General features: G+C 58.7%; 25 protein-coding genes and 1 pseudogene. 16 read left to right on the top strand and 10 right to left on the bottom strand.

The window, feature by feature from the left end:
- Positions 1 to 193: 193 nt before the first annotated feature.
- The 11 genes from P3T22_RS01175 (at position 194) to P3T22_RS01125 (ending at position 9,379) form a co-directional block, all read left to right on the top strand.
- Positions 194 to 2,674: a DUF6531 domain-containing protein gene (locus tag P3T22_RS01175; RefSeq protein WP_429323984.1), complete on the top strand. Its 2,481-nt coding sequence runs from the start codon at positions 194 to 196 to the stop codon at positions 2,672 to 2,674.
- Positions 2,674 to 3,189, top strand: coding sequence for a hypothetical protein (locus tag P3T22_RS01170; RefSeq protein WP_429323983.1), 516 nt, complete (start codon positions 2,674 to 2,676; stop codon positions 3,187 to 3,189). The genes P3T22_RS01175 and P3T22_RS01170 overlap by 1 nt, the downstream gene beginning before the upstream one ends.
- A 191-nt stretch (positions 3,190 to 3,380) precedes the next feature.
- Complete coding sequence (locus P3T22_RS01165) at positions 3,381 to 3,944, top strand: hypothetical protein (protein WP_429323982.1); 564 nt, start codon at positions 3,381 to 3,383, stop codon at positions 3,942 to 3,944.
- 121 nt (positions 3,945 to 4,065) lie between these two features.
- Positions 4,066 to 4,311 (top strand): hypothetical protein, encoded by a 246-nt coding sequence (locus P3T22_RS01160; protein ID WP_429323981.1) that lies wholly within the window; start codon positions 4,066 to 4,068, stop codon positions 4,309 to 4,311.
- A gap of 484 nt (positions 4,312 to 4,795) precedes the next feature.
- Entirely contained in the window at positions 4,796 to 5,311 is a 516-nt protein-coding gene (locus tag P3T22_RS01155; RefSeq protein WP_063500903.1) for a hypothetical protein, read from the top strand.
- 205 nt (positions 5,312 to 5,516) lie between these two features.
- Positions 5,517 to 5,951 carry a hypothetical protein gene (locus tag P3T22_RS01150; RefSeq protein ID WP_429323980.1) on the top strand — a complete coding sequence of 145 codons (435 nt, stop codon included), beginning with the start codon at positions 5,517 to 5,519 and terminating at the stop codon, positions 5,949 to 5,951.
- Positions 5,952 to 6,154: 203 nt separating this feature from the next.
- Positions 6,155 to 6,682, top strand: a complete 528-nt coding sequence (locus P3T22_RS01145; RefSeq protein ID WP_429323979.1) for a hypothetical protein — start codon at positions 6,155 to 6,157, stop codon at positions 6,680 to 6,682.
- A gap of 161 nt (positions 6,683 to 6,843) precedes the next feature.
- Positions 6,844 to 7,503: a hypothetical protein gene (locus P3T22_RS01140; protein WP_429323978.1), complete on the top strand. Its 660-nt coding sequence runs from the start codon at positions 6,844 to 6,846 to the stop codon at positions 7,501 to 7,503.
- On the top strand, positions 7,500 to 8,018 hold the full coding sequence (locus tag P3T22_RS01135; RefSeq protein ID WP_429323977.1) for a hypothetical protein: 519 nt from the start codon (positions 7,500 to 7,502) through the stop codon (positions 8,016 to 8,018). The genes P3T22_RS01140 and P3T22_RS01135 overlap by 4 nt, the downstream gene beginning before the upstream one ends.
- Positions 8,019 to 8,139: 121 nt before the next feature.
- Complete coding sequence (locus tag P3T22_RS01130) at positions 8,140 to 8,655, top strand: hypothetical protein (protein ID WP_429323976.1); 516 nt, start codon at positions 8,140 to 8,142, stop codon at positions 8,653 to 8,655.
- A 208-nt stretch (positions 8,656 to 8,863) separates the two neighbouring features.
- Positions 8,864 to 9,379 carry a hypothetical protein gene (locus P3T22_RS01125; protein ID WP_429323975.1) on the top strand — a complete coding sequence of 172 codons (516 nt, stop codon included), beginning with the start codon at positions 8,864 to 8,866 and terminating at the stop codon, positions 9,377 to 9,379.
- 195 nt (positions 9,380 to 9,574) lie between these two features.
- Here the strand turns inward: P3T22_RS01125 and P3T22_RS01120 are convergent, their stop codons facing one another.
- Complete coding sequence (locus P3T22_RS01120; protein WP_429323974.1) at positions 9,575 to 10,690, bottom strand: succinylglutamate desuccinylase/aspartoacylase family protein; 1,116 nt, start codon at positions 10,688 to 10,690, stop codon at positions 9,575 to 9,577.
- Between the two features lie 37 nt (positions 10,691 to 10,727).
- Positions 10,728 to 11,495, bottom strand: coding sequence for a transporter substrate-binding domain-containing protein (locus P3T22_RS01115; protein ID WP_429323973.1), 768 nt, complete (start codon positions 11,493 to 11,495; stop codon positions 10,728 to 10,730).
- A 123-nt stretch (positions 11,496 to 11,618) separates the two neighbouring features.
- Here P3T22_RS01115 and P3T22_RS01110 point away from each other — a divergent pair, with 123 nt between their 5' ends.
- A complete protein-coding gene (locus P3T22_RS01110; RefSeq protein WP_429323972.1) occupies positions 11,619 to 12,539 on the top strand; it encodes a LysR family transcriptional regulator in 921 nt (306 codons plus the stop codon).
- Positions 12,540 to 12,598: 59 nt separating this feature from the next.
- Here P3T22_RS01110 and P3T22_RS01105 read toward each other — a convergent pair.
- From P3T22_RS01105 to P3T22_RS01085, 5 genes and pseudogenes are all read right to left on the bottom strand, one after another.
- Positions 12,599 to 13,444: pseudogene (locus tag P3T22_RS01105) on the bottom strand (diaminopimelate decarboxylase family protein); the annotation flags it as partial.
- Between the two features lie 55 nt (positions 13,445 to 13,499).
- Positions 13,500 to 13,916, bottom strand: a complete 417-nt coding sequence (locus P3T22_RS01100; protein ID WP_082855470.1) for a rubredoxin — start codon at positions 13,914 to 13,916, stop codon at positions 13,500 to 13,502.
- Between the two features lie 446 nt (positions 13,917 to 14,362).
- Entirely contained in the window at positions 14,363 to 15,601 is a 1,239-nt protein-coding gene (locus tag P3T22_RS01095; protein ID WP_063500477.1) for an aromatic ring-hydroxylating oxygenase subunit alpha, read from the bottom strand.
- Between the two features lie 192 nt (positions 15,602 to 15,793).
- Positions 15,794 to 17,245 (bottom strand): glycosyltransferase family 2 protein, encoded by a 1,452-nt coding sequence (locus P3T22_RS01090; RefSeq protein WP_063500478.1) that lies wholly within the window; start codon positions 17,243 to 17,245, stop codon positions 15,794 to 15,796.
- Positions 17,246 to 17,315: 70 nt separating this feature from the next.
- Positions 17,316 to 17,915, bottom strand: a complete 600-nt coding sequence (locus P3T22_RS01085; protein ID WP_063500905.1) for a cytochrome b — start codon at positions 17,913 to 17,915, stop codon at positions 17,316 to 17,318.
- 310 nt (positions 17,916 to 18,225) lie between these two features.
- On the opposite strand from P3T22_RS01085, the gene P3T22_RS01080 reads away from it, so the two are divergent.
- The 4 genes from P3T22_RS01080 to P3T22_RS01065 all read left to right on the top strand — a co-directional run bounded on the left by P3T22_RS01080 (position 18,226) and on the right by P3T22_RS01065 (position 21,689).
- A complete protein-coding gene (locus P3T22_RS01080; RefSeq protein ID WP_063500480.1) occupies positions 18,226 to 19,290 on the top strand; it encodes a DMT family transporter in 1,065 nt (354 codons plus the stop codon).
- 186 nt (positions 19,291 to 19,476) lie between these two features.
- Positions 19,477 to 19,680: a DUF3562 domain-containing protein gene (locus P3T22_RS01075; protein ID WP_028195916.1), complete on the top strand. Its 204-nt coding sequence runs from the start codon at positions 19,477 to 19,479 to the stop codon at positions 19,678 to 19,680.
- A 148-nt stretch (positions 19,681 to 19,828) separates the two neighbouring features.
- Positions 19,829 to 20,932: an NAD(P)/FAD-dependent oxidoreductase gene (locus P3T22_RS01070; protein WP_429323971.1), complete on the top strand. Its 1,104-nt coding sequence runs from the start codon at positions 19,829 to 19,831 to the stop codon at positions 20,930 to 20,932.
- A 295-nt stretch (positions 20,933 to 21,227) separates the two neighbouring features.
- Positions 21,228 to 21,689, top strand: a complete 462-nt coding sequence (locus P3T22_RS01065) for a GNAT family N-acetyltransferase (protein ID WP_063500906.1) — start codon at positions 21,228 to 21,230, stop codon at positions 21,687 to 21,689.
- A gap of 146 nt (positions 21,690 to 21,835) precedes the next feature.
- On the opposite strand, the gene P3T22_RS01060 is transcribed toward P3T22_RS01065, so the two are convergent.
- The 3 genes from P3T22_RS01060 to P3T22_RS01050 are packed head-to-tail and all read right to left on the bottom strand — an operon-like array spanning position 21,836 to position 25,488.
- A complete protein-coding gene (locus tag P3T22_RS01060) occupies positions 21,836 to 23,239 on the bottom strand; it encodes an MFS transporter (protein WP_429323970.1) in 1,404 nt (467 codons plus the stop codon).
- A gap of 25 nt (positions 23,240 to 23,264) precedes the next feature.
- Positions 23,265 to 24,530 (bottom strand): NAD(P)/FAD-dependent oxidoreductase, encoded by a 1,266-nt coding sequence (locus P3T22_RS01055; protein WP_063500483.1) that lies wholly within the window; start codon positions 24,528 to 24,530, stop codon positions 23,265 to 23,267.
- The gene (locus P3T22_RS01050; RefSeq protein WP_063500484.1) at positions 24,523 to 25,488 is read right to left on the bottom strand and encodes a VOC family protein; all 966 of its coding nucleotides are present in this window, start codon (positions 25,486 to 25,488) and stop codon (positions 24,523 to 24,525) included. Before P3T22_RS01050 ends, P3T22_RS01055 begins: the two co-directional genes overlap by 8 nt.
- Between the last annotated feature and the right edge of the window lie 7 nt (positions 25,489 to 25,495).

Genomic DNA, 25,495 nt, shown 5'->3' with positions numbered 1-25,495 from the left:
ACGCCCGCACGGTGGTCGTTGTTGGCGCGCAGGTTAGCGCCGGCCCTGCTTTGAAGCTGCCAATTTCAGCCGATTTGTGAAGAAGTATCGCGCGACGGCGTTTTTCAGAGTTGTCCCATTTTGACTCCCAACTCCCCGATGCAGTGTCGAGTTATTACGCATTTCTAACGACGCGAGACAAAAAGGGAGACGTATGAGAATAAACAAACAGTTTTTTGGGCCAGCAGGCAACCTGGCCCGTCTACTGGCGGCACTCGCATTACTGATGTTCGCGTTCGGCGCAAACGCGGCGGACTGCAACGCGGTGTGGACAGCAACCGGCGCAAAACCGGGTTCGCCCACCTGCCGGTGGGATGCATACGCCGGCGTACCAGGCGGCATGCAGTACTACAACTGCGTTAGTTTGCCGCTTATCGACGCGTGGTGCGCGACACCCACTACGGAAGAACCAGAAGCGAGCTGTCCCGTCGCTGACCCGGTGTATCCGGGCAATGGTGCCGTCACCCTGACTGAAGCGGACTTCGTCAGCGGCGACGACATTCCGATGCGGTTCACACGGACCTACCGATCCAAGTCACTAGGCAATTCCGCCACGGCGATGGGACCGGTCTGGTTCCATAGCTGGCAACGCAACCTGGGACTCGCGAACGCCAACAGCGGTAGCTCGTCCAAAGTGCTTGCGTATCGCGAGAACGGTGAACCTGTCACATTCAACTGGTCAGCCGGCACCTGGCGTACAGCGGGCTTTACCGGCCTTGCGCTGGTACAGAACGGCTCCGGATGGACGCTGACCGATCTCAAGACCGATACCGTCGAATCGTATTCTGCCCAAGGCATGTTGCTTTCGGAGAGCCTGAAGACAGGATTTGTCCGAACGCTGACCTACGGTGGCTCAGGGCTGCTGACCACGATCACGCAGCATGCAGCAGGCACGGACGCGAAGAACGACATCACGCTTCGCCTTGACTATGACGACAAGAACCGTCTTTCACGCCTGAACGACCCCTTGAGCCGCATGACGCAGTACGGGTACGACGCGAATGGCAATCTCGTTTCGGTCACCTGGCCTGATGGCTATGCCCACCGCTATGTCTACGACGATGCCCGTTTCAAGAATGCGCTGACTGGCGAGATCGATGAGGCGGGCAACCGCGTTGCGACGTGGAGCTACGATGCTCAGGGACGGGCCGTGGCGGTTAGCCATCCCAACGCCGCGCAAAACGTACAGTTTGCCTATAACACTGGCTCGACGGTCATCACCGGTAGCAAAGGCGCCACCACGCTGAATATGTCGTCGATTGGCGGAATGCTCCGACCAACCGGGACCACGTCCACGGCGGGCAATAGCAGTTCGACCTGGGATGCGTCGGGCAATCTCCTGAAAGATGCAGACGCAGGCGGCGGCACCTCCGAATACAGCTACGACGACACTGGACGGCCAGTTCGGGCGACAGTGAGAAGTGCGTCCGGTACGTCGATATCCACCATCCGTTATGCCGACGCAACAAGTCTGCGTCCGTCGATGATTGCGTCACCCAGATTGATCCAGTCTTTCGTGTACGACGCGAACGGTAATACGACTGGCGTTAGCGAGATACCGACTACCGACGCGACCGGCGCCAGCGCCTTCGACGCAGGAAAGGCGGACGGCGTGACGATGGCGTACGGGATGACCTATGACGCATTTAACCGGCTCGCGTTCGTTCAGCAGATGGCGAACGGAAAGGTCACCGGACAATGGCAAGTCACGCGCGACGCAACGGCTAACGCCTTCGCGATCATCGCGCTCGGCGAGATTCCGGACGCCACGGAAATGATCTCGCGTGATGCGGCTCACCGTGTTCTGTACGGCTACAACCCAACCGGCGACTTTTATCTTCGTTACGACAGGCGCGCACGCATTGACCTATTCAAATTCAATGAAAATGCGAGTCCTGCGAATGGCGGTATCCGCCGCGTCTTCAAGGTCAGGTTCGGCTATTCACCAGATGGCCAGGTCGTGTCGCGTACGGGCACGGTTGCAAAGGACGGCAGCGTTCTTGATCTGAATGACGGCACGGACATCGCGATTTCCAGCGAGGAAATCAACCAGTGGATTGATAACTATAACTACGGTGATTCACCGGTAGGGCCGCCCGCCAATCTCCAGGGCGCGCGCCGCTTGCTGGGCGATAACTTCCTGGGCACGTCGACCGTATGTAGCGGATGCCATTTCTCGGCGGGACTGATTGACGGTACTGTGCGCGGTATCGTGCTGGTCTACCGGCTTCTGCAGAACCCGGTAGTCAGATATGGCATCGGTCAGGGCACGAAGAAGGTTGCTGAAAACTGGGAGCGCATCAAGGAGATGTGCAAGCCCGCCGCGGAGACAGAGGTCGATGGGATTCCGCCGGGGCGCACAACTTCCGAATGGGCAGACGCAACAGAAGGATTTAGCGTTCGGAACATTGAGACGGACGTGACGAAAGCTGAGTTCGAAGCAAATCTGCGTAATGAGGGTTGGACGCAGACGCTAAGCAAGGACGGCAAAACCGATATTTTCAAAAAGGGCGATCTCAAGTACACGGTGCGAGACGAGTCGAGGTCCGGTGGTCCTACGGCCGAATACTTTCCAACCAGTGCAGACAAGGCCACGGTTAAAATTCGATTGGATAAACCTCAAGGTGGTAAGTAATGACCCAACTAGATTACATCCACGACCTGGCGTCGTTCACGACGCTACGGGATCGCGCGAATGCGGGCATTCAGTTGCTTGCGAGCACGCCGCGCGATGAGTTGCTCTACTTCGATCCGATCGATATCGCGACGCAAAAATTCTTCGACCTTATACAGACACTGCTGGCGTTCGAAGGCAGGAGCGACTTCGCGACATTGATTCTGAAGCCACATCCGTTGAATTACTTTCACTATCACTTTGGCAAATATCCGGGCTTCGTTCACGGCGCAGAGAACACCGACGAAGAGTTCTTCCACTTCATGATGCAGGATCCGGGTGACAGTCCAGCCGATGCGCTTGGAGTGAATCATGAACACTATGTGCTATTGCCGGTTGATGGCGACTGGATCGCTTTTGGTGACAGGTCGTGGGAGACCGGTGTGTTCTATGGCCCTCCGGACCTCATGGAATGTGCGAGGAATTTCTATCCGTTCTTCATCGTACCTCCGATTGGCTTCCGGATTGAGCCCTAGTCAATGGCTTCAAGTTTGTTGGCTGGCTAGAGCTGAGGCACGCTCCCGGCAGATATTGGATGGGCGCAACTGATCGTGCCCTTTCAGCGTACCCGATGAGCCCTCTATTCCGATGTATGAATCTTTACGGCCGTGTTATGGCTTGCAATCAGTGCAGTTGAACCAAGACGAGCGCAATGCAGACTCCCTCCATGCTGGCTCGCGTCAGCAAATTTCAAGATCCTGCTAGCAACACGATGAGTAACATTGATTTCATCTACGACCGCGAAACGTTCACGTCGCTTTGGCAGCGTGCGCGTGCCTGCACTCAGAAGGTGGCAGCGACTCCGGCCTCGGAGTTGCTTCACTTTGATTCTTCAAACATTGCCACGCAGATTTTCCAAGGCCTTATTCGAGAAATCGCGAACTTCAAGGGAACGGGTGAATTCGCTGTGATCGTTCTGAACCCAGATCCATTTAGCTACTTTCATTTCCATTTTGGCAAGTATCCGGGTTTCATCGTTAAGGCGCATCACAGTGACGATGACTTTATCGACATACTGATGATGGACCCCGGAGATAGTCCAGCCGACGCGATTGGCTTCTATTCAGAACAGTATGTTGTGTTGCCGATATCAGGCGAATGGTTCATGTACGCCGATCGGGGATGGGATGGAGGCACTGGTGTCCTGACAGGTCCGCCTGACGTGATGACGTTCGCCAGGGAGTCGTTCGCGTTCTACGAAAATCCAGACCAGCCTCCCCGATCGATCTGAACCCGGTTCAGGTTACTTTATAACTTCGGCCAGCGCCGCGTGCCGTTTAGGACGGTAGCGCTGGTTGCGAGTACATCGCAGGTGAAGATCAGACGAAGTTCAAAATTTTTCCGGATAGGTAATGAGCCAATTAGATTACATAAATGATCTGGCGGAGTTTACCCGCCTATGGGATCGCGCGAACGCGGGCGTGCGGTTGCTTGCGAATGTGCCGCGCGAAGAACTGCTGTACTTCGATCCGTTCGATATTGCGACGCCCAAGTTCTTTGAACTTTTGCAGGCGAATACTTTCACTATCATTTCGGAAAATATCCGGGGTTCATTCATGAGAGAGACAACACGTATGTCGAGTTCTTCGATTTCATGATGCAGGCTCCTGGAGACAGTCCAGCGGATGCGCTCGGAGTGAATCACGAGCATTACGTGATTTTTCCGGTGATCGGTGATTAGATCGCTTTTGGTGACAGGTCATGGGAGATCGGTGTGTTCTATGGCCCCCCGGACATTATGGAACGCGCTCGTAGTTTCTACCCGTTTTTCATCAAGCCCCCGGAGCACTTCCGCGTCGAGCCATAGCCGCCGCGTCAAGCAGGGCTTTTAACAGTGTTCATTGGCTGAACCAAATGAAAAAGGCGCGAGTGATCGCTCCTCCTTCATTGCTTCAGGGTGGTGGCCGCTAGTGGTCGTCATTGCCGCACGGTCACCGCTCTCGGGCGGTGATGCATTTCACAGTCGATGATCTCCGTTCGGCGTTGCCGCGCCGCAGAATCTCGGCCCGCACCTCGGGGTCAGCAACGTTCGGATTGTCGGTCGCGGCGCGAGAATGATATGTGGTGGGTACGACCTCCAAGATGAACAACATTGACTTTATTGGTGATTCCGCGACTTTCTTACCGCTTTGGGAGCGTGCGAGCGCAGGCGCGAAATCACTGGCCGACATTCCGTCCACGGATCTGCTTTACTTTGATTCCGTCGACATATCGACTCAAAAATTCTTCGATCTCATTCGAGCCATGCTTGCATTCAAGGGCACCACAGACTTTGCCTCGCTAGTTCTGAAGCCGGACCCGTTCAACTATTTTCATTTTCATTTCGGCAAGTACCCTGGTTTTGTACATCGTGCTGAACACACCGATGACGACTTCTTTGAGTCCTGGCAAAAGGACCCGGGCGACAGCCCGGCGGACTGTCTTTGGGCGAACTCAGAACGATATGCAGTCTTGCCGATCCCCGGAGATTGGTTCGTGTACTCAGACAGAAAATGGGAGATGGGCGTGCTATCGGGCCCTCCGGACATTATTTCGTTTGCACGCAATTTCTATCCGTTTTTTCTTGATCCCAGGGAAGGCTTCAAAATTGTTGGCTAAGTAAGCGGAAGCACACTTCCACCTGATACGGAACAGGTGTAGCGGATCGCGCCATTCCATATATCCGAAAGATGCGTTATTCCAGCATGCGAACCGTGCGGTAGTGCCACGAGCTGCAATTAGCGCAGACGAATCAGGACTGGGCAACTGCAGATTACCTCGGTGCTGGTTCCAAGGATGCAACTGTCAAAATTCGGCAGGCTAAATGATCAACATTGATTTCATCTACGACCGCGCAACGTTTATGTCGCTTTGGCAGCGTGCGCGTGCCTGCGTTGAAAAGGTGGCAGCGACACCAGCTTCGGCGTTACTTCACTTTGATTCTTCAAACATCGGCACGCAGGTTTTCAAAACCCTTATTCGAGATATCGCGAACTTCAAGGGAAAGGGTGAATTCGCTATGATTGTTCTGAATCCAGATCCGTTCAGCTACTTTCATTTCCATTTTGGCAAGTATCCTGGATTCATCGTCAAGGCGCATCACAGCAACGATGACTCTATCGACATACTTATGATGGACCCGGAGATAGTCCAGCCGACGCGATTGGCTTCTATTCAGAACAGTATGTTGTGCTGCCGATATGAGGCGAATGGTTTATGTATGCCGATCGGGGATGGGATGGAGGCACTGGTGTCCTGACAGGTCCGCCTGACGTGATGTCGTTCGCCAGGGAGTCTTTCGCGGTCTACGAAAATCCAGACCAGACCTTCAGATCGACCTGAACCCGGTTCGGGTTACGTTACGAATCGGCCCACTCCGGATGATCCGAACGAACGGACCATTACCGCCGCTTACGCCGAGGGTGGTGGAAAAGCTACTATAGAAATCCGCTTGGATGGAAAATGATTGATCGACAAAAAAGTAACTTTGTGAACAATTTAGAAGATTTCCTGCCGTTATGGAATCGCGCTAATGCAGCGGTGCAAGCATTGGCGGATTCGTCACGCACCGAGCCGACGCTCTATTTCGACTCGATCGATATCTCCACGCCGACGGTTTTCTTCTTTATCCGTGCGCTCCTAGCGTTCGAGAGTGCAGATACTTTCGCCGTACTCGCGCTCCGCCCCGACCCGTTTACTTATTTTCATCACCATTTCAAAAAATATCCCGCCTTCTTCGTGGGCCCAGAGCACAGTGTCGACGACTACTTTTCATTTCTAAACGCTGACCCAGGTGATAGCTTGGCAGATGCGTTGGCAAGCAATGCTCAACGTTATGCGATTGTTCCGGTCAATGGGAGTTGGTTCGTTTACGGGAACTGGAGCAAGGAAATGAGCGCCTTAACTGGGCCCTCAGATGTCCTCAAGTTCAGTCACGAACACTATCCTTTCTTCCTTTACCCAGGTCCAAATTTTCGGATAGTTGACTAGTGCTATAGATACAAAACGTCGTTGATCAAGAAAAAGTTGCGGTTGTCGCGCCTCTTTCAACATCGGACGACTATTTTTATCATCATTTCGGGAGATATCACGCCTTTACATCCTCCTCCGAACTCAAGGTCAGGTGCGGCTATTCACCAGATGGCCAGATCGTGTCGCGTACGGGCACGGTTGCAAAGGACGGCAGCGTTCTTGATCTGAATGACGGCACGGACATCGCGATTTCCAACGAGGAAATCAACCAGTGGATTGATAACTATAACTACGGTGATTCACCGGTAGGGCCGCCCGCCAATCTCCAGGGCGCGCGCCGCTTGCTGGGCGATAACTTCCTGGGCACGTCGACCGTATGTAGCGGATGCCATTTCTCGGCGGGACTGATTGACGGTACTGTGCGCGGTATCGTGCTGGTCTACCGGCTTCTGCAGAATCCGGTAGTCAGATATGGCATCGGTCAGGGCACGAAGAAGGTTGCTGAAAACTGGGAGCGCATCAAGGCGATGTGCAAGCCCGCCGCGGAGACGGAGGTTGATGGGATTCCGCCGGGGCGGATTGCATCAGAGTACAGAGACATTACGACGGGTCGAAGCACACGGAATATCGAGACCGATGTTGGCAAGGCAGAATTTGAGGCAAACTTGCGGAACAACGGCTGGACTCAGACACTGACCAAGGATGGCAAGATGGATATCTTCTCAAAGAACGGGAGCCGCTATGGCGTCCGGGATGAGTCGAATCACGGCAACCCCACCGCAGATTTTTATCCTCCAGGTGCGGCCGATGCAACCCTCAAAATCCGGCTGGCTAAATGAGCAACATTGATTTCATCCACGACCGTGAAACGTTTTTGTCGCTTTGGCAGCGTGCGTGCGTGTGTGCGCAAAAGGTGGCAGTGACTCCAGCCTCGGATCTGCTTCACTTCGATTCTTCAAACATCGGCACGAAGATTTTCAAAGCTCTTATTCGAGATATCGCGAGCTTCAAGGGAACGGGTGAATTCGCTATGATCGTTTTGGACCCAGATCCGTTCAGCTACTTTCATTTCCATTTCGGCAAGTATCCAGGATTCATCGTTAAGGCGCACCACAGCAACAATGACTTTAGCGAGATGCTGATGACGGACCCTGGTGATAGTCCAGCCGACGCGATTGGCTACTACTCGGAACAGTATGTTGTCCTTCCGATATCAGGCGAATGGTTTATGTATGCCGATCGGGGATGGGATGGAGGCACTGGTGTCCTGACAGGTCCGCCTGACGTGATGATGTTCGCCAGGGAGTCGTTCGCCTTCTACGAAAATCCGGACCAGCCCCCGCGATCGACCTGAACCCGGTTCAAAGTACTTTACAACTTCGACCAGCGCCGCTTGTCGTTTAGGGCGGCGGCGCTTGTTCCAGGTACATCGCGGGTGAAGATCAGGCGAAGTTCAAGGTTAGACCGGATAGGTAATGAGCCAATTAGATTACATATATGATCTGACGGAGTTTACCCCGCTATGGGATCGCGCGAACGCGGGCGTGCGGTTGCTCGCGAATGTGCCGCGTGAAAAACTGCTTTACTTCGATCCGTTCGACATTGTTACGCCACGTCTATTCGGACTTGTACAGACGCTACTTGCCATCAAGGGCACGACTGACTTTGCAACGGTGATTTTGAAACCGGACCCCTTCAAGTATTTTCACTACCACTTTGGAAAATATCCGGGCTTCGTGTATGGACGGGATAACACATACGACGAATTTTTCGATTTAATGATGCAGGACCCTGGCGACAGTCCGGCTGATGCACTTGGCGTGAACTACGACCACTTCGTGATAATGCCGATGGAAGGTGACTGGATTGCCTTCGGGGATCACCCGTGGGATACCGGTGTCTTCTACGGACCACCCGACATTATGGCGTGTGCACGCAAGATCTATCCGTATTTCGGCACGCCGCCGAACGGCTTCCGCATCGAACCGTAGCAGCGTGATAGAACCGATTGACTAACATGTTTCTATTCTGATCCGACCGAAAAAGGCGCGATCACCGCTCGCGAGCAGTGGCGCATTTCACAGTCGATGATATTCGCTCGGCGTTGCCGCGCCGCAGCATGTCGGCCCGCACATCACGGGCAGCCACGGAAAGACTGTCGGGCGCGACGAGGGAAAAAATATGCGGTGGGTAGGCTAAATGAGCAACATTGATTTCATCCACGATCGCGAAACGTTCACGCCGCTTTGGGAGCGTGCGAGTGCAGGCGTCCGGATGCTTCGGGAAAAACCGTCAACGGACCTGCTTTATTTTGACTCCATTGATCTCCAGACTCAAAAATTCTTCGAGCTTATTCGACACCTGGTCGCGTTGAAGGGTGCAAGTGATTTCGCTACGTTGGTCTTGAAACCCGATCCCTTCAGCTACTTCAATTTTCATTTTGGAAAGTACCCTGGCTTCATTCATCGAGCGAACAATACAGATGACGAATTCTTCCAATTCCTGTTAGAGGACCCGGGCGGAAGTCTCGCCGATTCGTTCGGAACCAATTCCGAACACTATGTGGTGTTGCCTTTGCCTGGTGACTGGATCATTTTCGGCGACAGGTCGTGGGGGACAGGCGTGTTTTACGGTCCTGCGGATATCATGGAATGCGCACGCAGTTTCTATCCGTTTTTTATCGAGCCCCCGGAGCGCTTCCGCATCGAGCCATAGCCGCCGCGCCAACCTAGCTTTCAACAGGTTCGTTTGCTAAACCAAATGGAAAGGCGCGTGATCGCGCCTTTCGCATTGCTGCGCCGTAGTGGCCGCTGGTGCTCGCGATTGCTACGCAACCAACGAGTCGCATCAGGAAAACGTCATCGCGATAAGAGTTCATGCAACGCCGCGGAAGAAGGCAACCCGCAATCCTTACGCCCCCAACAAAACCCCAGTCCTAAAAGCCCGCGTCCCAGTCACCCGACCCAACGGCGCACCAGCCGTCACAAACCGAATCGCGCGCCGCATATAAAACACCCCTTCGGTTTTGCTACACAGCGTAGTCGTCTCATCAGTCAGCGGATCGACGATATCAAACAGCGCCTGCCCAACGCGAATCGTGTCGCCGATCTTCGCGCGATGAATCAGAATCCCACTAACAGGCGCATAGAACTGCTCACTGCCAGCAAGCGGCGTAGCCGGCGCAAGCAATTCGGGCAAAGGCTTCGCATCAAGCTTAATAGCCTTGCGCCAGACCAGATAATCAATCAATGCGTCAGCATCTTCCTGCGCCACTTCATAAGACACATCCCGCTGCCCACGGCACTCCACAGTCACAGCAATCGCCCCATTAGGCACCGGCTTATCAGCCGGCATTTCCTGCTGCAACTTCCACCACAACAAGCTATGCGTCTCATCAAATGACTCACCGCCCGAGTTAGTCGCCAGCAACGAAGCCTGCGCCCCCAGATACCGTGACAGCGGCTCAAACTCAGGCCACGCCGCCTCACTGGTATAGAGATGCATCGCCGCTTCCAACGAGCAATGCAAATCGATCACCACATCCGCATCGAAGGAAAGCTTCAGCAACGCCAATTGCAGCGACTCGAATTCGGTCAATGGCTTCTGTTCTGCCAGCTCAGCAGCGATCAGTTCGCGAACAATCCGCCGATTCTCCGAAACATCCGAACCCAACGCCTTCTTCGCCCGCGCCACCAGCTTCGAAAACTGCAGGAAGTGTCGATTGAAGTTCTTGCCACTACCCAGATCGAAGCGCCCAATAAACTGCCCCAGCACGTACTGCCCCAGTCCAACGGGGTTCGCCACCGGCACCAGCACGATTTCCGCATTCAGCGCGCCCTGTTTCTCCAGTTCGAGCAATCGACGCTTCAGCAAAACCGTCGTCAACATCGCCGGCGTTTCATCGGCATGCAGGGACGACTGGATGTAAATCTTCTGTCCGCTATCCGCGGGACCAAAGTGAAACGACACCAGTTCGCGGTGCGTGCCGATAGCCGGCGATAGAAGTGGAATCGATTGCTTGTTCATGAACGGAAGGGTTGGAGAAGAATAGGGAGTAAGAGAATCAGTTGCCGTACGGATCGAAGTCGAAGTACTTCTTCGCGATCTGCGCGTACGTACCGTCCTTGCGCATCGAAGCAATCGCCTCGTTAATGGACGCCTGCACCGCAGTCTCATCCTTGCGCAAACCGATGCCAACACCACGATCGCCCATCGAAAGCGGTTCGCCAACAAAAGCAAACCCCTTCCCGGCCGGCGTGCGCAAAAAGCCGTAGTCGGCTTCGACAGTACCGAGCAGCACCCCATCGAGACGACCGTTCTCAAGGTCGGCGAACACCTCGTCCTGACTCTTGTACGCAACCACGTGCACGCCAAGCGGCGCCCAATTCTTCAACGCATAGCCTTCGAACTGCGTCCCCGATTGCACGCCGATCTGCTTGCCGGCCAACGCGTTCATACCGCCCGCGAGCGGCGCCCCCTGACGCGCGATCAGCCGCGATTTGAACTGAAACAGCTTTGAAGTAAACAGGATCTGTTGCTCGCGCTTTTCCGTGATAGCCATCGAGGAAAGGATCGCGTCGATCTTGCGCGCCTGCAGCGCCGGAATCATCCCCGAGAACTCGAGTTCGACCCACTGGCAACGCGCTTGAATGCGCCGGCAGATTTCGTTGCCGAGATCGACGTCGAAACCTTTGAAGCTGCCGTCGGGCGCCTTGGCGTCCATCGGCGGATAGGTCGGATCGATACCGAGGCGCAGCGTGGTGGTGTCGGCGGCAAACGCACCACTGCTGAAAGCCAGCGCGGCGCTCAAGATCATCAGCGAGATTTTCATGGGAGGCGGGTGTGGGTTGGGCGGATTACTACGGAGTACGGGGCCATCCTATGCCGCCACCGCGCCTCAAAGAAGTCTCGAAAGTAATATCATGATCACTTTTACCGATCACACAGACTCCTCATGGCGTTGACGATCTCCCAGCTACGCGCGTTCACCGCCGTGGCCGAGCACGGCAGCATTCGCGCGGCGTCGCGGGCGCTCGGCATCGCTCAGAGCGGCATCACGCAGCAGTTGCAGAACCTCGAATCGATGCTGGGCGCGACCTTATTCACCCGCACGAACCGCGGGATCGCGTTGACTGCGCTGGGCCAACGCTTGTTGCAGCGGGCCGGCGCGATTCTCGGCGAATGCGAGCGGGCCGAACAGGAAGTGCAGCAATTGCGCGGCGACTACGCGGGCGAGGTCACGTTCGGCATGACGACCGAGCCGCTCATCGACGCCTTCGCGCCGGTGTTGATGGAATTCCGTGCCCGCTTTGAGCGGGTCGCGGTGCATTTGCGCACCGGCACCTCGCGGATGATGATTTCGTGGATTCGCGAAGGCACGCTCGATTTCGCGCTCGCGCTGGTATCGAAACACACCGACACGGCCGATCTGTCCGTCACGCCGCTCTATTCGTCCGATCCGGTGATCGTCTGCCGTCGCGGTCATCCGAAAGCGGGCGCGACCTCGCTTGCCGAGCTCGCCGATTGCACGTGGGTGGCGACGCGCTCGCCGAATCTCACCGACGATCCGCAAATCAACCGCCTGAGTCATCTGTTGGAGAGTCACGGCTTACCGCCGCCGAAAATCATCGCGACAGTGGAAGGTCTGTACGAGACGCTGCATCTGGTTAGCGCAACGGACTGCCTTTCGCTGGAGGCGTCGATCATCGCGAAACGCGGGCCGTTTGCGAGCACGCTGACGACGATTAATGTACGCGAGCGTGCAATCGAACAGAACGTGTGCCTGTTGCAGCGCGCGGCCATTCCGGTGACGCCCGCCGCGCAGGAACTCGCGACGATGATTGAGTCGTACACGCGCACGGTGCGGGCGCGATGAAACCGGGTTGCAACCGTCAGCTTGATGCCGCCATTCCAGCTACATGGCTATCGGCGTGCTCAACCCAGCGTTTCGAGCGCAATCAACTCCTCGATAGTTTGCCTGCGCCGGATCAAACGCGGCTCGCCATTTTCGATCAACACTTCTGCAGCCAGCGGCCGGCTGTTGTAGTTCGATGACATCGACGCACCGTACGCCCCGGCGTCATGAAACACGACAAAGTCCCCCACTTCCGGCGTCTGCATGGCGCGGCTCGTGACGACGCCACCCGCCTCCTGCGTGAACACATCGCCCGCTTCGCACAACGGCCCGGCCACCGCGAAAGCGCCAACCAGCGCTTCGCTCGGCAGGCCATTGCCGTTCACCACCGTCATCTCATGATGACTACCGTAAAACGACGGTCTCACCAGATCATTGAACCCCGCATCGACCAAGGCGAACTGCCGGTTCGGCCGCCGGTTCAGCGCGTGCACCTCGGCGACCAGCACACCGGCTTGCGCGACCAGAAAGCGCCCTGGTTCGATTTCCAGTCTCACGCGATGCCCGAGATGCGCTTCGATCTGCTTACGCGCAGCGTCCCAAAGACGGAAATAATGCTCGACGTCGATCCGCGGATCACCTTCGCTATACGGCACCGACAAACCACCGCCGGCCGAAATCGCTTCGATATCGTGCCCCAACCCTTGCACCGCTTCGACCATCGCATCGCACACGCGCGATAAATGCGTGTAGTCGACGCCGGAGCCAATATGCATGTGCAATCCGACCAACTTCAGACCGTAACGGCGCACCATTGCTATCGCCAGCGGCACGTCATCGAGCCAGATGCCGTGCTTGCTATGCTCGCCGCCCGTGTTGGTCTTGTTGCTGTGTCCGTGGCCGAAACCGGGATTGATCCGCAGCCATTCGCATTCGATCCTGCCCAGTGCATCAAAACGTTTCCACAATGCCCAGCCCGGCTTAAAACTCGACCAACGCAAAATCTTCCTTACCCACGTCGCACAGTGGGCAACGCCAGTCGGCCGGGACATCTGCCCAGCAGGTGCCCGGCGCGATACCCTCTTCCGGCAAGCCGGCGGCTTCATCGTAGATCCAGCCGCAAATCACGCAGACCCACTGTTTGAAGTCGTCCGCCGAGGCCGCGCTTTCTACCGCCGCCTGCGGCGCAGCGACCGCTTGCGACGCCGGCGTCTCATCGAGGCTCACCACCAACGGTGCGGCAGTGGCTACGCTGCTTTCAGCCAGGCGTGCCTGCAGACTTTCCAGCAGCCGCTGCGCTTCAACCTGCGTCAAATCGATCCAGTACGGATCGCCGGCGCCGTCGTTGAGCCGTTCGGGAGAAAACTGGATTTCTACGGCTACGCCCTTTTTGTACATGGCAAATCGGAATGTCGATAAAGCCGGCGGCGAGCGCCGGCATAGAGTCGGATGTTTGAAGCGAGGGCTTCGCGGCGGGGGTTAGAAGAACTGATTCAGCACGATGGCTGCGATCAGTCCAGCGGCGCCAATAAGGCCCAGCAATTGCAGCAGAGTGAGCGATTTGCGGGATACGGTGGGGAGTTGTTGCGTAGTCACGGGGTGTTCTTAAAGATCGGAAAAAGCGAAATGGTACACGGGTCGGAGGCCGGCGCATCTCGATTGGCGCAAACCTCCATGTGTTCGATGCCATTATCGCCGCTCGATCGGCTGGAATTCCCCACCGGGTGGAGATGGATTGATTCCCCACCGGGTGGAAAGCCAGCTTTCGAAAAACTCACCTCGCTGGCATCTTCAGACACCGCCCTCACAATCGCGGCAACGGCCGCGCCGCCAAAAACCGAATATCAGGTACTCGACAAAGGGTTGCCGTGCCGTGAATCCCAGAAGCGAATCACCGCGGCGCCACCCGTGCCGGCGCCCACCACCTGATCCGGCGCGCCGCTCTCGCGCAGCAACGCGCGTAGTTCGTTGATGACCGGAAACACCTCGTGATTCCAGTCCGAACCCTGCGAATCGTGCGCGCGTTGTTCGGCTTCGACGATCGCTCGGTCTTCCTTGAAGATACGTTCGGTGAACCACACGAGCAGCGGCCACGCGAGATTCAGCGCGCCGGGAATACCCGGTTTGCGAATCGACAGCAGGCCGAACGTGCGGTTCGTGCGCTGCTCGCGATCGAGCGGCACGTAGACAATCCACAGATCCATCACCAGCGTCTGATCGGACGTGCGGATCTGCAGCGTCTGATACGGATACTCGGTGCGGATCGTCATCACGTCCTTGTCGTTGTCGCCGCCTGTCTTGCGGCTCTGGCCGAACACGATCGCTTCGCCGATCGGCTGCTGGCCGGCCATGCGCGCAAACGTGTAATCGACTTCGACCCAGCCTTCGCCGCGCCGCCGCCCCACCGAACGCGCGCGCATCTGCCCCATCTGCCGGCGATGCAGGAACTGATGGTTCATGTCCATCAGGTTCTCGTGCATAAACGAATAGTGGCAATTCACCGGACGGCCGAAACGGCGCGTCTTGTACTTCTTGTCGGATACGGAGCCGAACGCGGGTAGCGGCCGCGCTTCGGCCAAAGCGGCGTCGCCGGGGAATACGAAAATCAGTCCTTCGACTTCGCGGCACGGATAAGAACGCACGCCGTTCGGCAAACGTTCGCGACCGAGATACGGCACGTCGATGCACGTGCCCGAGCAGTCGTAGGTCCAGCCGTGATAGCCGCAACGGATCGATTCACCGTCCACCACGCCCTGATGCAACGGCACCTGACGATGCGCGCAGCGATCTTCAAGCGCGAATACCTTGCCGGACTCCGTACGCGCCAGCACGATCGGCTCACCCGCGAACGTCACACCATGCGTCTTGCCCCGCTTCACTTCACGCGACCACGCGAGCGGATACCAGTAATCAGGGTGAATACCGACGCGGCGCAGATCGCGCACCGGGGCGCCGCTGGCGGCATGATCCGGCGCATGGGAATTCCCTGCTGCTGTGGCGTTGGTTTGCGCGGCTGCGTGAGCAGGCGACGCATCGACCGGCGCGTCGACGGTGTCTTGTTCGAGCGGGGGAACAGCATGCATAAAGTCGAGCCTCCGTGCGCGAGCGGGTAGAAGGTTGCCGCACTGCAATTCGCAGGCCGGCATCGTTGCACAGTCTACTCGAACCTGAAGCGGCATGGTTCCGCCGACGACACGCCATGCCCCGCTGCGCAGCCCACGGACGCAATCGCGCCTGTCTACCACCCTGCATGCGTCAAAAAAGACGATCGGCGGCTAACTTTCGTCGTGTGTGACGAGCCCGGAGCGGCGTTGCACGCCCCACGCTCGGCCGCCACGCAGGAAATGCAGCCAGCCGAGCAGCGCGCCGACATGCCGCACCAGCTGAAACGTGAACGGCTCAGCGATCGCCGCAAGGACCGCCATCCACAAACTGGAGCCGGTGCGCTCGCCGGTCCAGCGGCGGTACAGATGGATGCACCAGAGATAAAACGCGAGATCGATCGCCGTTTTGAGGCCGATCACGCTGAAAATCGACACGACGATCGCACCGTGCCCGTCGAACAGAAAGCCGAGCAGCAGCGCGAAGGCGGTGAGTCCGTAGATCGGCTGCATCGTATCGATGGCCTTGACCGGCAGCATCAGCATACCCATCGTGCCGTAGCGCGGGTTGCCGGTCATGTCGCGGTTCCAGTATTGCGTTTGCAGGAAGCCAGCAAACCAGCGGCGGCGCTGCCGCAGGAAACTGCCGAGGTTGCCCGGCGCATCGGTATGCGCATGGGCATCGCCAACCACGCGCACGTCCCAGCCGAGACCATGGTCGACCGAATAGCGGCGCAGCCGATGAATCAGTTCGTAGTCTTCGACCAGACATTGCGGATCGAAGCCGCCCACGTCGACCAGCGCGTCGCGCTTGAACGACGCGAAGGCGCCTGAAATCAGCAGCAGACTGTCGGCGCGCATCCACGCAAAGCGGGCAATGAAGTTGCGCATGTACTCGTAGGTCTGGAACCACTGGAACACGCGGCCCGAAACCGATTTGCCGCACACCGGCACCAGAATGCCGGCCGCCGCGACCAGCTTCGGCTCGTTCGCGAAAGCGGCGCGCATCGCGTAGGTGGCGTCGTCGTCGAGCAGCGTGTCGGCGTCGACGGTCATGACGGTGTCGGTGGTCATGACCGTGATGGCTGCGTTCAGCGCACGCGCTTTGCCGCCGCGCGGCACGCGCAGCCAGTACAGATTAGGGTAAACGGAACTCGGCGCGCTCAGCACGCCGTCGGCAGCGGCAGCGAGGCCGAAGCGTTCGGTGAGCAGCGCGTGGGTGGCATCGGTGGAACCGTCGTCGGCGATCACGATTTGCGCCGGGCCATGCGTCTGGCGCAGCAGCGCGGCGAGCGTCACCGGCAACACCGTCGCCTCGTTATGCGACGCGACGATCACCCCCATGCTCGGCAAGCTGCGCGGATCGAAGTCAGGCTCGAGCGGCGGCGTGGGCCGCATCAGCGGCAGCGTTTTCCACGTGACGAACGCAAGCAGCAATGTGTCATAGACCACGTACGCAATACCCGTCGACCACGCCACCACGCCTTGCAGAAAGAAAGCACGCGCGAACAGCAGCAGCCACAGCACGACGACGCTGAAATGAATCAGCGTGCTCAGCAGCGTGGCGGGACGCGGCAAAATACGCGGGGATGCAAGGGCGAGCGCCTGTTCCAGAGTTTTCTTCAAAATGACTGCTGAGTCCGTCGTTGGTGCGGTTATCAGATAGACAGCGAGATAGAAAGCAGCGTAATGGTGCCTACGGCACCATGCGTTTCAGAACCGACTTGCGATCGATCCATTGATGCTTTAGCGCGCCGCCGATATGCATCGCCAGCAACGCATACAGCGCGTAGCCGAGCCACGTATGCAAGGCGCCGAAGCGGTCGTGCAAGGTCTCCTTGAGCCCCGGGTCGAGATTCATCACATAGCCGATGCGCGGCCAGGGGAACAGGTTGAACAGACGCATTGGATGCGTGGCCGCGTCTTTCCACGCGGAATCGTGCAACCAGCCGGACAGCGGCAGCGCGATCATCAACAGATACAGCAGAAAATGGGCGACGTGCGCGGCGCTCTTCTCCCACGACGGAAACTCGCGCGGCAATGGCGGCGGCTTGTGCGACACACGCCACAAGATGCGCAGCAGCGCGAGACCGAGCACCGTGATACCGATCGACTTATGGGTATCGACCACCGGACGCACCCAGTCGTCAGGCCATGATTCGGCGGTCAAGCCAAGTACGACATTGCCGACCATCAGCAGCGCGATCAGCCAGTGCAGCGTCATCGCCGTGCGGGTATAGCGCGACGGCAGCGGCGTGCCGGTCGAATCGGCCAAGGGGTCGGCGTGGGTGTTCATGGGTCGTTCCGTCTGCAAATGCGCTTCTGCGAAAGCTGTTTGAAAATTCGGCCATGCCGAAGCAGGTCCGGTCGCGCCGCCGATATGAAGCAAACGCATTAGTGTGACGTTTTATTCCGCCAGACGCTTAATGATGTGTTTCAGATTATTTCGACCGCGCGGCGAATCATGGCTGGAGGAAGCATGCACACGCGCTCCAGGCGCCTGGCCGATGATCAGAATGCGCGAGTCAGCCGACGCCACGACGACCGGCCACGGCCCGATAGCGGTATCGTGTCGGCAACGCCTCCACCCACCGAATTTTCCGCCTATGTCTACCCGTTTCAACGTGGCTTTCACCGCTCTGCTTGCCGCCGCTTTGTTCGGCGCGACCACCCCGCTCGCCAAGGCGCTGCTTGGCTCGCTGTCACCGTTTCTGCTGGCCGGACTGTTCTACCTCGGCAGCGGCACCGGCCTCGCCGCCGTGATTCTGGCGCGCCGCCTGAAAGGCCACGCGGACGGGCAGCCGGTCAGTCACCACCGCTTCCCATTGCGCGAAGTGCCGTGGCTCGCCGGTGCGATCGTGGCGGGCGGTGTCGCGGGACCGGCTCTGTTAATGCTGGGTCTGAAGACGACGCCGGCCGCCACCGGTTCACTGCTATTGAATCTCGAAGGCGTATTGACGGCGCTGATCGCGTGGATCGTGTTTCGCGAGAACGTCGACATTCAGGTGTTCCTGGGCATGGCCGCGATTGTCGCGGGCGGCGTCGCATTGTCGTGGCAGCCAGGCGCGGCCGGCCTGCCGCCCGGCACGCTGCTGCTGGTTGGCGCCTGCGCGTGCTGGGCGGTCGACAACAATCTCACGCGCAAGGTGTCGACTCACGACGCCATGTTCATTGCCTGCATAAAAGGGCTCGTGGCCGGTTCGGTCAACGTGACGCTCGCGCTCACCCTTGGCGCTGCATGGCCCAAGGCCGCGACCGTCGCGCTCGCCATGCTGACGGGGTTCGCGGGCTACGGCGTGAGTCTCGTGCTGTTCGTCGTCGCGCTGCGCAATCTCGGCACCGCGCGTACCGGCGCCTATTTCTCGGTCGCGCCGCTATTTGGCGTGACCTTGTCGTGGCTGCTGTGGCCGGAGATGCCGCCGCTGCTGTTCTGGGTGGCCGCAGCTCTGATGACGCTGGGTGTCTGGCTGCATATCCGCGAACGTCACGAGCATCCGCACACGCACGCCCCGCTGGACCACACGCATCGTCATCGGCACGACGCGCATCATCAGCACGAGCACGATTTCGCGTGGGACGGCGTGGAGCCGCACACCCATCCGCATTCCCATGCGCCGATCACGCATGCGCACGCGCATTTTCCGGATATTCATCACCGGCATACGCATTGATTTCTCGCCTCGCCGCACGGCGCGGGCGGCGGCTGCAGCGCAAGACAAAAATCTCTGTGGAACGGTTTATGCGATAGACCGATTCAATTGGCATAACGGTCAGTCGCATCCTCTAATGAAGCTCCTGTCGTGCGCGCCTGTTCATGGCAACCCCGCCTGCCCACCCCGCTTGCCCCGGAGAGTTCTATGTCCCAGCCCGAGCCTAACGTCGACGAAGTGGTGAGAAGCATCGCAGAGGAAACCGATACGCCCACAGAAACGGTCTCGAAGATGTACGCAGACACACTGGCCGACTACCGGCACGAAGCGCGTGTATTCGATTACGTGCCGCTGTTCGCCGCGAAGAAAGTTCGCGACAAACTGCGCCATACGTCGAAACACAAACACTGATACGGCGGTGCGCGGAGACCACCGCCTGCTTGGCAGCACGCTGGATCGCCCCCCGCTGACTCGCGTGGCGATTCGTCAGAACACGTACCGAATTATTTTTCCCACTGCTAGACTCTGACCCGGATACATCGACTCGGGGGAAGATGGCATGCGGGTGACAATCGTAGGCGCGGGCATTGCCGGCTTGAGTACGGCGTGGTCGCTCGCGAAGCTGGGACACGACATCACGTTGATCGAGCAGGGCTCGATTCCAAATCCACTCGCTGCTTCGGGCGACCGGCATCGCATGATCCGTCGCGTCTATGGCGATGCCGACGGCTACGCACGCAGCATCGCCGAGGCGTTGGATAGTTGGGATCTGCTGTGGAATGACCTGGGCGTATCCCACTATGCGAACTGTGGCGTGCTCGGCATTTCACAACACGCAGGCGACGGCGCCGAGCAATTCCGCGCCGGCCTCGACCGCATGAAATTCGATTATGAAAGGCTCGACCCGCACGAAGCGGCCGAGCGTTATCCCTTTCTCGACCCCGCCACGTTTCGCTACGCTTACCTCGATCACGATGGTGGCGCGTTGTTCAGCGAACGCATCGCACACGATATGAAAGCGTGGCTCAAGATGCGCGGCGCCGAGATTCGCACCCACGCCAAGGTGCTCGCAGTCGATGCGCATGCGGCCTCGGTGCGAATCGAGGACGACACCATCATCCGCGCCGACCGGCTCGTGGTCGCCGCCGGCGCGTGGACGCTGCGACTGTTCCCCGCGCTCGCCGAAAACCTGATGACTTACCGCAACGCGGTCGCCTATATGGAGCCGCCCGCGGATTTGGAGGACGCATGGTCGAATGCGCCTGCTATCGGGGATATTGGTGGCGACAACGGCGGTTACGTGCTCCCGCCAATCGACGGTGTCGGCCTGAAGTTCGGCGCCGGCATGCACAAATCGCGTGCGCCGGATCCTGATGCCAATCGCATCGCGGCACCCGGAGAAGGCAACCGTCTGCGCCGGCTGTTTTCACCGCCGTTTAAACGCATCGGCGAATATACGGTTACCGAAGTAAAAACCTGCGCTTACACGTTCACTGCGGACAACCGTTTTTTCTCGAAGCGCATCGGCAATACGCTCGTGGTGTCGGCATGCTCGGGGCACGGCTATAAATTCGGCGCGGCAGTCGGGCGCCGGGTCGCGCAAGCGTTAGATACTGATGACGACGCCGGGCTCGCGCGTTGGCTCAGAGCGGAAGCGGCCTAGCTCGACGTTCGACGCTCGGCGTTCGGCGTTCGGCGTTCGGCGTTCGGCGTTCGGCGTTCGGCGTTCGGCGTTCGGCGTTCGGCGTTCGGCGTTCGACGTTCGGCGTTCGGCGTTCGACATCATCAGACCGTAGTCCAAATGCGTGGCTCCAAATTCTGGTCGCTTTGTGGAGCTAACAATGGTGCCACAAATTTCTTATGCTGACGGACAGCGCGGCCGTCTGCGCCTGCTCGACCCAGCCTTGGCAGCGGCGATCCACTCGCCCGCAACCATCACCACACAAGGAACCACATCCATGTCCGAAGCGATTCAAATCCGCCCCATCACCCCCGCCGACTTCGACGCCTGGCTGCCGCTGTGGGACGCCTACAACGCGTTCTATGGCCGCTCAGGCGAAACGGCATTGCCGCGCGAGATCACGCAGGTCACCTGGGGGCGTTTCTTCGACGGCTACGAGCCCATGCACGCGATGGTCGCCGAACGCAACGGCCAGTTGCTCGGCCTCGTGCACTTCCTGTATCACCGTCACACCACCATGGTGGCACCGACCTGCTATCTGCAAGATCTCTACACGCTGGAAGCGGAGCGCGGCAGAGGGGTTGGCCGTGCACTGATCGAAGCGGTGTATGCGCGCGCCAAGGCTGACGGTTTGCAGCGCGTCTACTGGCAGACGCATGAGACGAATCACACGGCGATGAAGCTGTACGACAAGGTTGCGGAACGCTCTGGCTTCGTGGTGTACCGCAAGGCGTTGTGATACACCGCACGCGGCTCATGTTTGCATGCGGAAAGGGAAACGGCTAACCCAGAAACAAAGGGCGCACCACCCAGTGCGCCCTTCGCCTTCCTGCCATTGCAGTACTACATCAACCGCCCGCCAAACGCATCACACGCCAAAAAGCATCAAGCCTCGAGCTGCTCCAGCACCTTGCCCTTGGTCTCAATACCAAGAAAGTGCACCGCAATCGCCGCCATGAACGGCACAGCCGCGAGAATATAAAACGCCACCTGCAGATTGCCGCCGATCATCGTCTTCGACACGATCGCCGGCGCGAAGATCGCCGCCACCTTCAGCCACGCACCGCCCACACCGCAGCCCATCGCACGGATACTCGTCGGATACAGTTCCGGCGTGTACACATAAGCCGTGATGAAACCACAAGCGAGGAAGCCGAGCGCGAACGCGCAGCACGTCGCCACCACATACACCGACGCGTTGTGAAACACACCCGCCAGCAGCAACGACAATGCACACGCCAAGAACGAAAAATTGATAATCGGCTTGCGGCCCACCTTATCGACCAGCAACGCACACGTCAGCGACCCCACCACCCCCAGCACCGAAGCCGCGACCGCCAGATTCAACGCCAATTGCAGCGGCGCGTGATAAACCGTGCGATAGATCGTCGGCAGCCACGTCGACAGACCGTATTGAATAAAGCCGCACGTCATCCACAGCATCGCCACCGCCATCGTGCGCTTCAGATACGCCGGGCCGAACAGATCGCTCATGCGGCGCTTCGGATGACGATTGACCATCGCTTCGAACTCAGCCGAATTGGCGACCGGCGGCAGCGGACCTTTCACCACGCGTTCGAACGCATGCACGGCTGCATCGGCGTCGGCCATCCGTTCGCGTTCGGCGAGCCAGCGCGGCGATTCGGGCACCAGCTTGCGCAGCACGAAGAACAGGATCAACGGCATGCCGCCGATGAAGTACATCGTCTGCCAGCCAAAACGCGGCACGATCCATGCACCCAACGCGTTCGATGCGAGCAAACCAACCGGAAAAACGATTTCATACAACAGCACGAAACGGCCACGGCCATGCGCACGGCTGATCTCGTTGATATAGGTCGCGGCCACCGGCAATTCGCCGCCGAGCCCGAGCCCTTGAATCACCCGCAACGCGACAAACGCTGCAAAGGTCGGCGCAAAACCGCACGCAATACTCGTAATACCGATAATCCCCGAACTCAACGCAATCGCCTTCACGCGGCCTTTGCGCTCTGCGTACCACGGGAACACGAACGCGCCGATCAACTGTCCGACCGAACCGGAGCCGATCAGGAAGCCGATTTCCCACGGCGTCAGATGCCACTTCGCAATCAGGATCGGCAGCGTGGCCGCGATCGCGATCACGTCGAAGCCGTCGAAGAACGTTGCGAGGCCGATCAGTATGCGCGCGCGCACCTGCATCGCATTCTTCGGCAAGCGCTCAAGACGCGCGATGATCGAGCCCCGGGTCACGGGGCCTGAGACACCGGCGCTGCTGCGGTCCCCCATGGTGTTGTCGATGGTTCTCATGCCGTGGTGCCGTCCGTAAGTGTGGTTAGGCAAGCGCCGTCGAGGCGTCGGTCAGGGTGGCAAGGTCGATGGTTCGACCCTGGTTCATCCACTTGCGCGACAATTTCAGTTCGCGCGGCGTGTTGATGGCGATCACGCCGCGAATCGCGCTGTCTTCCAGGTGGAAAAGCGTGGCGCGTTTGCCCGGCAAATCGCCGCGTACAGCGAGTTGCGCATCGCTCGGAATATCGCCGAGGATTTGCAGATTGACGTCGTATTGGTCGGACCAGAACCACGGAATGTCCGCATACGGTTCGAAATTACCGAGTAACGCCTTCGCCGCAGAGATCGCCTGGTTCTGCGCGTTGGCCCACGATTCGAGCCGCACGCGGCGCTTCAACCACGCGCTCGGATGGTTCGCGACATCGCCGCACGCAAAGATGCGCGGGTCGTCGGTCGCGCCGAAATGATCGACGACGATGCCGTCTTCCACCTTGATGCCCGCGGCTTCCGCCAGCACCGTGTGCGGCGTGAGGCCGATGCCGGCGACCGCGAAATCGGCGTCCAATGTCGAACCGTTAGCGAACGTTGCGCGAATGCGGTTGGCGTCGTTCGGATGATCTGCAATCGACACGAGCGAGGCGTTCAAACGCACGTCCACGCCATTTTCACGATGCAGTTGCAGCAGGAAATCCGACACCATCGGCGGCAACGAGCGAGCGCACAGACGCCGCGCGCCTTCCACAACCGTCGCTTCCACGCCCAGCTTGCGCGCGGTCGCGGCGACCTCGAGGCCGATCCAGCCACCGCCGACGACGAGCACGCGTTTGCTTGCACGCAGGCGTTCGCCCAAGGCAACGGCTTCGTCGAGCGTACGCAGATAGGTGACGTGCGAGGTCTTCACCAGTGTGTCAGGCAAACGGCGCGCCGCGCCGCCGGTTGCAATCACCAGCCGGTCGTATTGCACTTCGCGACCCGACTGCGTGCGCACGATGCGCTGTTCACGATCGATCGACGTCGCGTACTCCGGTTGCCATGCCTCGACATTGAGCGCATCGAAATCGTCGGGCTTCACGAGACGCACGGTTTCGATATCGGCTTCACCTGAGAGCACAGCCTTCGACAGCGGCGGACGCTCGTACGGTAAATGGATCTCGTCGGCAATCATCACAAGGCGGCCGTCGAAGCCTTCCTTGCGCAACGTCTTCACGACCCAGCCCGCGGCCTGACCGCCGCCGATCACGACGATCGTGCGCGGCGCTTCGAGTCCGGCATGCGCGGCTTGAGCCTTTGCAGCAGCAGCGTCAGTCATTTTTCCGCTCCGTCATGAACTTGCCTTCCGGTGCCTTCGCGTTTTTCTGGCGACGCGTATTGCCGTCGATGCCGCCGTCGATCGCCCATTCGGCGAACACGGTCGGACCTGGTTCGAAATCGCGCGGCTGCCATTCGGGCGTGAGCTGGTCTTCGTCGGCGTAGTACTCGATCAAACCGCCGGCCGGATTCTGGAAGTACCAGAAGTACGCCGACGACACCGGATGACGTCCCGGACCGAGTTGCGTATCCCAACCGCAGCGGCTGATATGCATGCCGCCGCCGAACACTTCGTGGATATCGCGCACGGTGAACGCCACGTGATTGAGACCGCGCTTACCGCCCGGCAAGGCCAGCAGGAAAATGTCGTGGTGGCCGCCGTGCGGTGCGCAGCGCATGAACGCGCCGCGGCCCGGATAACGGTCCGACATTTCGAAGCCGAGCAGTTCCTGGTAAAACTTTTCCTGTTCCGCGAGTTGATTCGTGAAGAACACCACGTGACCCACTTCAACCGGTTCAGCACGTTCGTATATCGGCGACGGTTGATCGACGCGCAGCGTTTGGCCCCATACGTTCGAGGGCGAACCGTGAATATCGAGCGCTCGCTTGCGGGTCACTTCAACGCGAATCGCCATACCATTCGGATCGATACAACCCACCGCGTCGTCAGTTTCGAAATGACCCGGCTGGCCGGCGAAACGGCCGCGCAATTCGTCGAGTTCGGCTTTCGTTGCGACACCCCATGTCACTTCACGCAGCGTCGGACCTTCTTCGAACGCGGGCGGCAGCGACGGGTCGTTCGCGTCGACGGCGAGAATCGTGCAGCCGTTCAGCGTTTCGAAGCGTGCGTGGGTTTCGTCGTGCGCCACTTCCTGCAAGCCCCAGTCCGCGAAAAAGCGGCGACAGGTGGCGAGATCCGTCACGCCGTAGATAATCTGTTCAATGCCGAGAATCGTCATAATGTGC

The organism is Paraburkholderia sp. GAS348 (assembly GCF_050434205.1).
Lineage (GTDB): Bacteria > Pseudomonadota > Gammaproteobacteria > Burkholderiales > Burkholderiaceae > Paraburkholderia.
Note: the sequence above shows the minus strand (reverse complement) of the source record. Positions and strands in the feature narration are given on the sequence as shown.

Bases quoted from the DNA above. Each gene is read 5' to 3' on its own strand.
- P3T22_RS01145 (WP_429323979.1), top strand. From the start codon at position 6,155: ATGATTGATCGACAAAAAAGTAACTTTGTGAACAATTTAGAAGATTTC.
- P3T22_RS01085 (WP_063500905.1), bottom strand. From the start codon at position 17,915: ATGAACACCCACGCCGACCCCTTGGCCGATTCGACCGGCACGCCGCTG.
- P3T22_RS01165 (WP_429323982.1), top strand. From the start codon at position 3,381: ATGCTGGCTCGCGTCAGCAAATTTCAAGATCCTGCTAGCAACACGATG.
- P3T22_RS01125 (WP_429323975.1), top strand. From the start codon at position 8,864: ATGAGCAACATTGATTTCATCCACGATCGCGAAACGTTCACGCCGCTT.
- P3T22_RS01150 (WP_429323980.1), top strand. From the start codon at position 5,517: ATGATCAACATTGATTTCATCTACGACCGCGCAACGTTTATGTCGCTT.
- P3T22_RS01080 (WP_063500480.1), top strand. From the start codon at position 18,226: ATGTCTACCCGTTTCAACGTGGCTTTCACCGCTCTGCTTGCCGCCGCT.
- P3T22_RS01065 (WP_063500906.1), top strand. From the start codon at position 21,228: ATGTCCGAAGCGATTCAAATCCGCCCCATCACCCCCGCCGACTTCGAC.
- P3T22_RS01100 (WP_082855470.1), bottom strand. From the start codon at position 13,916: ATGTACAAAAAGGGCGTAGCCGTAGAAATCCAGTTTTCTCCCGAACGG.
- P3T22_RS01050 (WP_063500484.1), bottom strand. From the start codon at position 25,488: ATGACGATTCTCGGCATTGAACAGATTATCTACGGCGTGACGGATCTC.
- P3T22_RS01110 (WP_429323972.1), top strand. From the start codon at position 11,619: ATGGCGTTGACGATCTCCCAGCTACGCGCGTTCACCGCCGTGGCCGAG.
- P3T22_RS01055 (WP_063500483.1), bottom strand. From the start codon at position 24,530: ATGACTGACGCTGCTGCTGCAAAGGCTCAAGCCGCGCATGCCGGACTC.
- P3T22_RS01075 (WP_028195916.1), top strand. From the start codon at position 19,477: ATGTCCCAGCCCGAGCCTAACGTCGACGAAGTGGTGAGAAGCATCGCA.
- P3T22_RS01170 (WP_429323983.1), top strand. From the start codon at position 2,674: ATGACCCAACTAGATTACATCCACGACCTGGCGTCGTTCACGACGCTA.
- P3T22_RS01070 (WP_429323971.1), top strand. From the start codon at position 19,829: ATGCGGGTGACAATCGTAGGCGCGGGCATTGCCGGCTTGAGTACGGCG.
- P3T22_RS01160 (WP_429323981.1), top strand. From the start codon at position 4,066: ATGAGCCAATTAGATTACATAAATGATCTGGCGGAGTTTACCCGCCTA.
- P3T22_RS01115 (WP_429323973.1), bottom strand. From the start codon at position 11,495: ATGAAAATCTCGCTGATGATCTTGAGCGCCGCGCTGGCTTTCAGCAGT.
- P3T22_RS01095 (WP_063500477.1), bottom strand. From the start codon at position 15,601: ATGCATGCTGTTCCCCCGCTCGAACAAGACACCGTCGACGCGCCGGTC.
- P3T22_RS01060 (WP_429323970.1), bottom strand. From the start codon at position 23,239: ATGAGAACCATCGACAACACCATGGGGGACCGCAGCAGCGCCGGTGTC.
- P3T22_RS01155 (WP_063500903.1), top strand. From the start codon at position 4,796: ATGAACAACATTGACTTTATTGGTGATTCCGCGACTTTCTTACCGCTT.
- P3T22_RS01135 (WP_429323977.1), top strand. From the start codon at position 7,500: ATGAGCAACATTGATTTCATCCACGACCGTGAAACGTTTTTGTCGCTT.
- P3T22_RS01120 (WP_429323974.1), bottom strand. From the start codon at position 10,690: ATGAACAAGCAATCGATTCCACTTCTATCGCCGGCTATCGGCACGCAC.
- P3T22_RS01130 (WP_429323976.1), top strand. From the start codon at position 8,140: ATGAGCCAATTAGATTACATATATGATCTGACGGAGTTTACCCCGCTA.
- P3T22_RS01175 (WP_429323984.1), top strand. From the start codon at position 194: ATGAGAATAAACAAACAGTTTTTTGGGCCAGCAGGCAACCTGGCCCGT.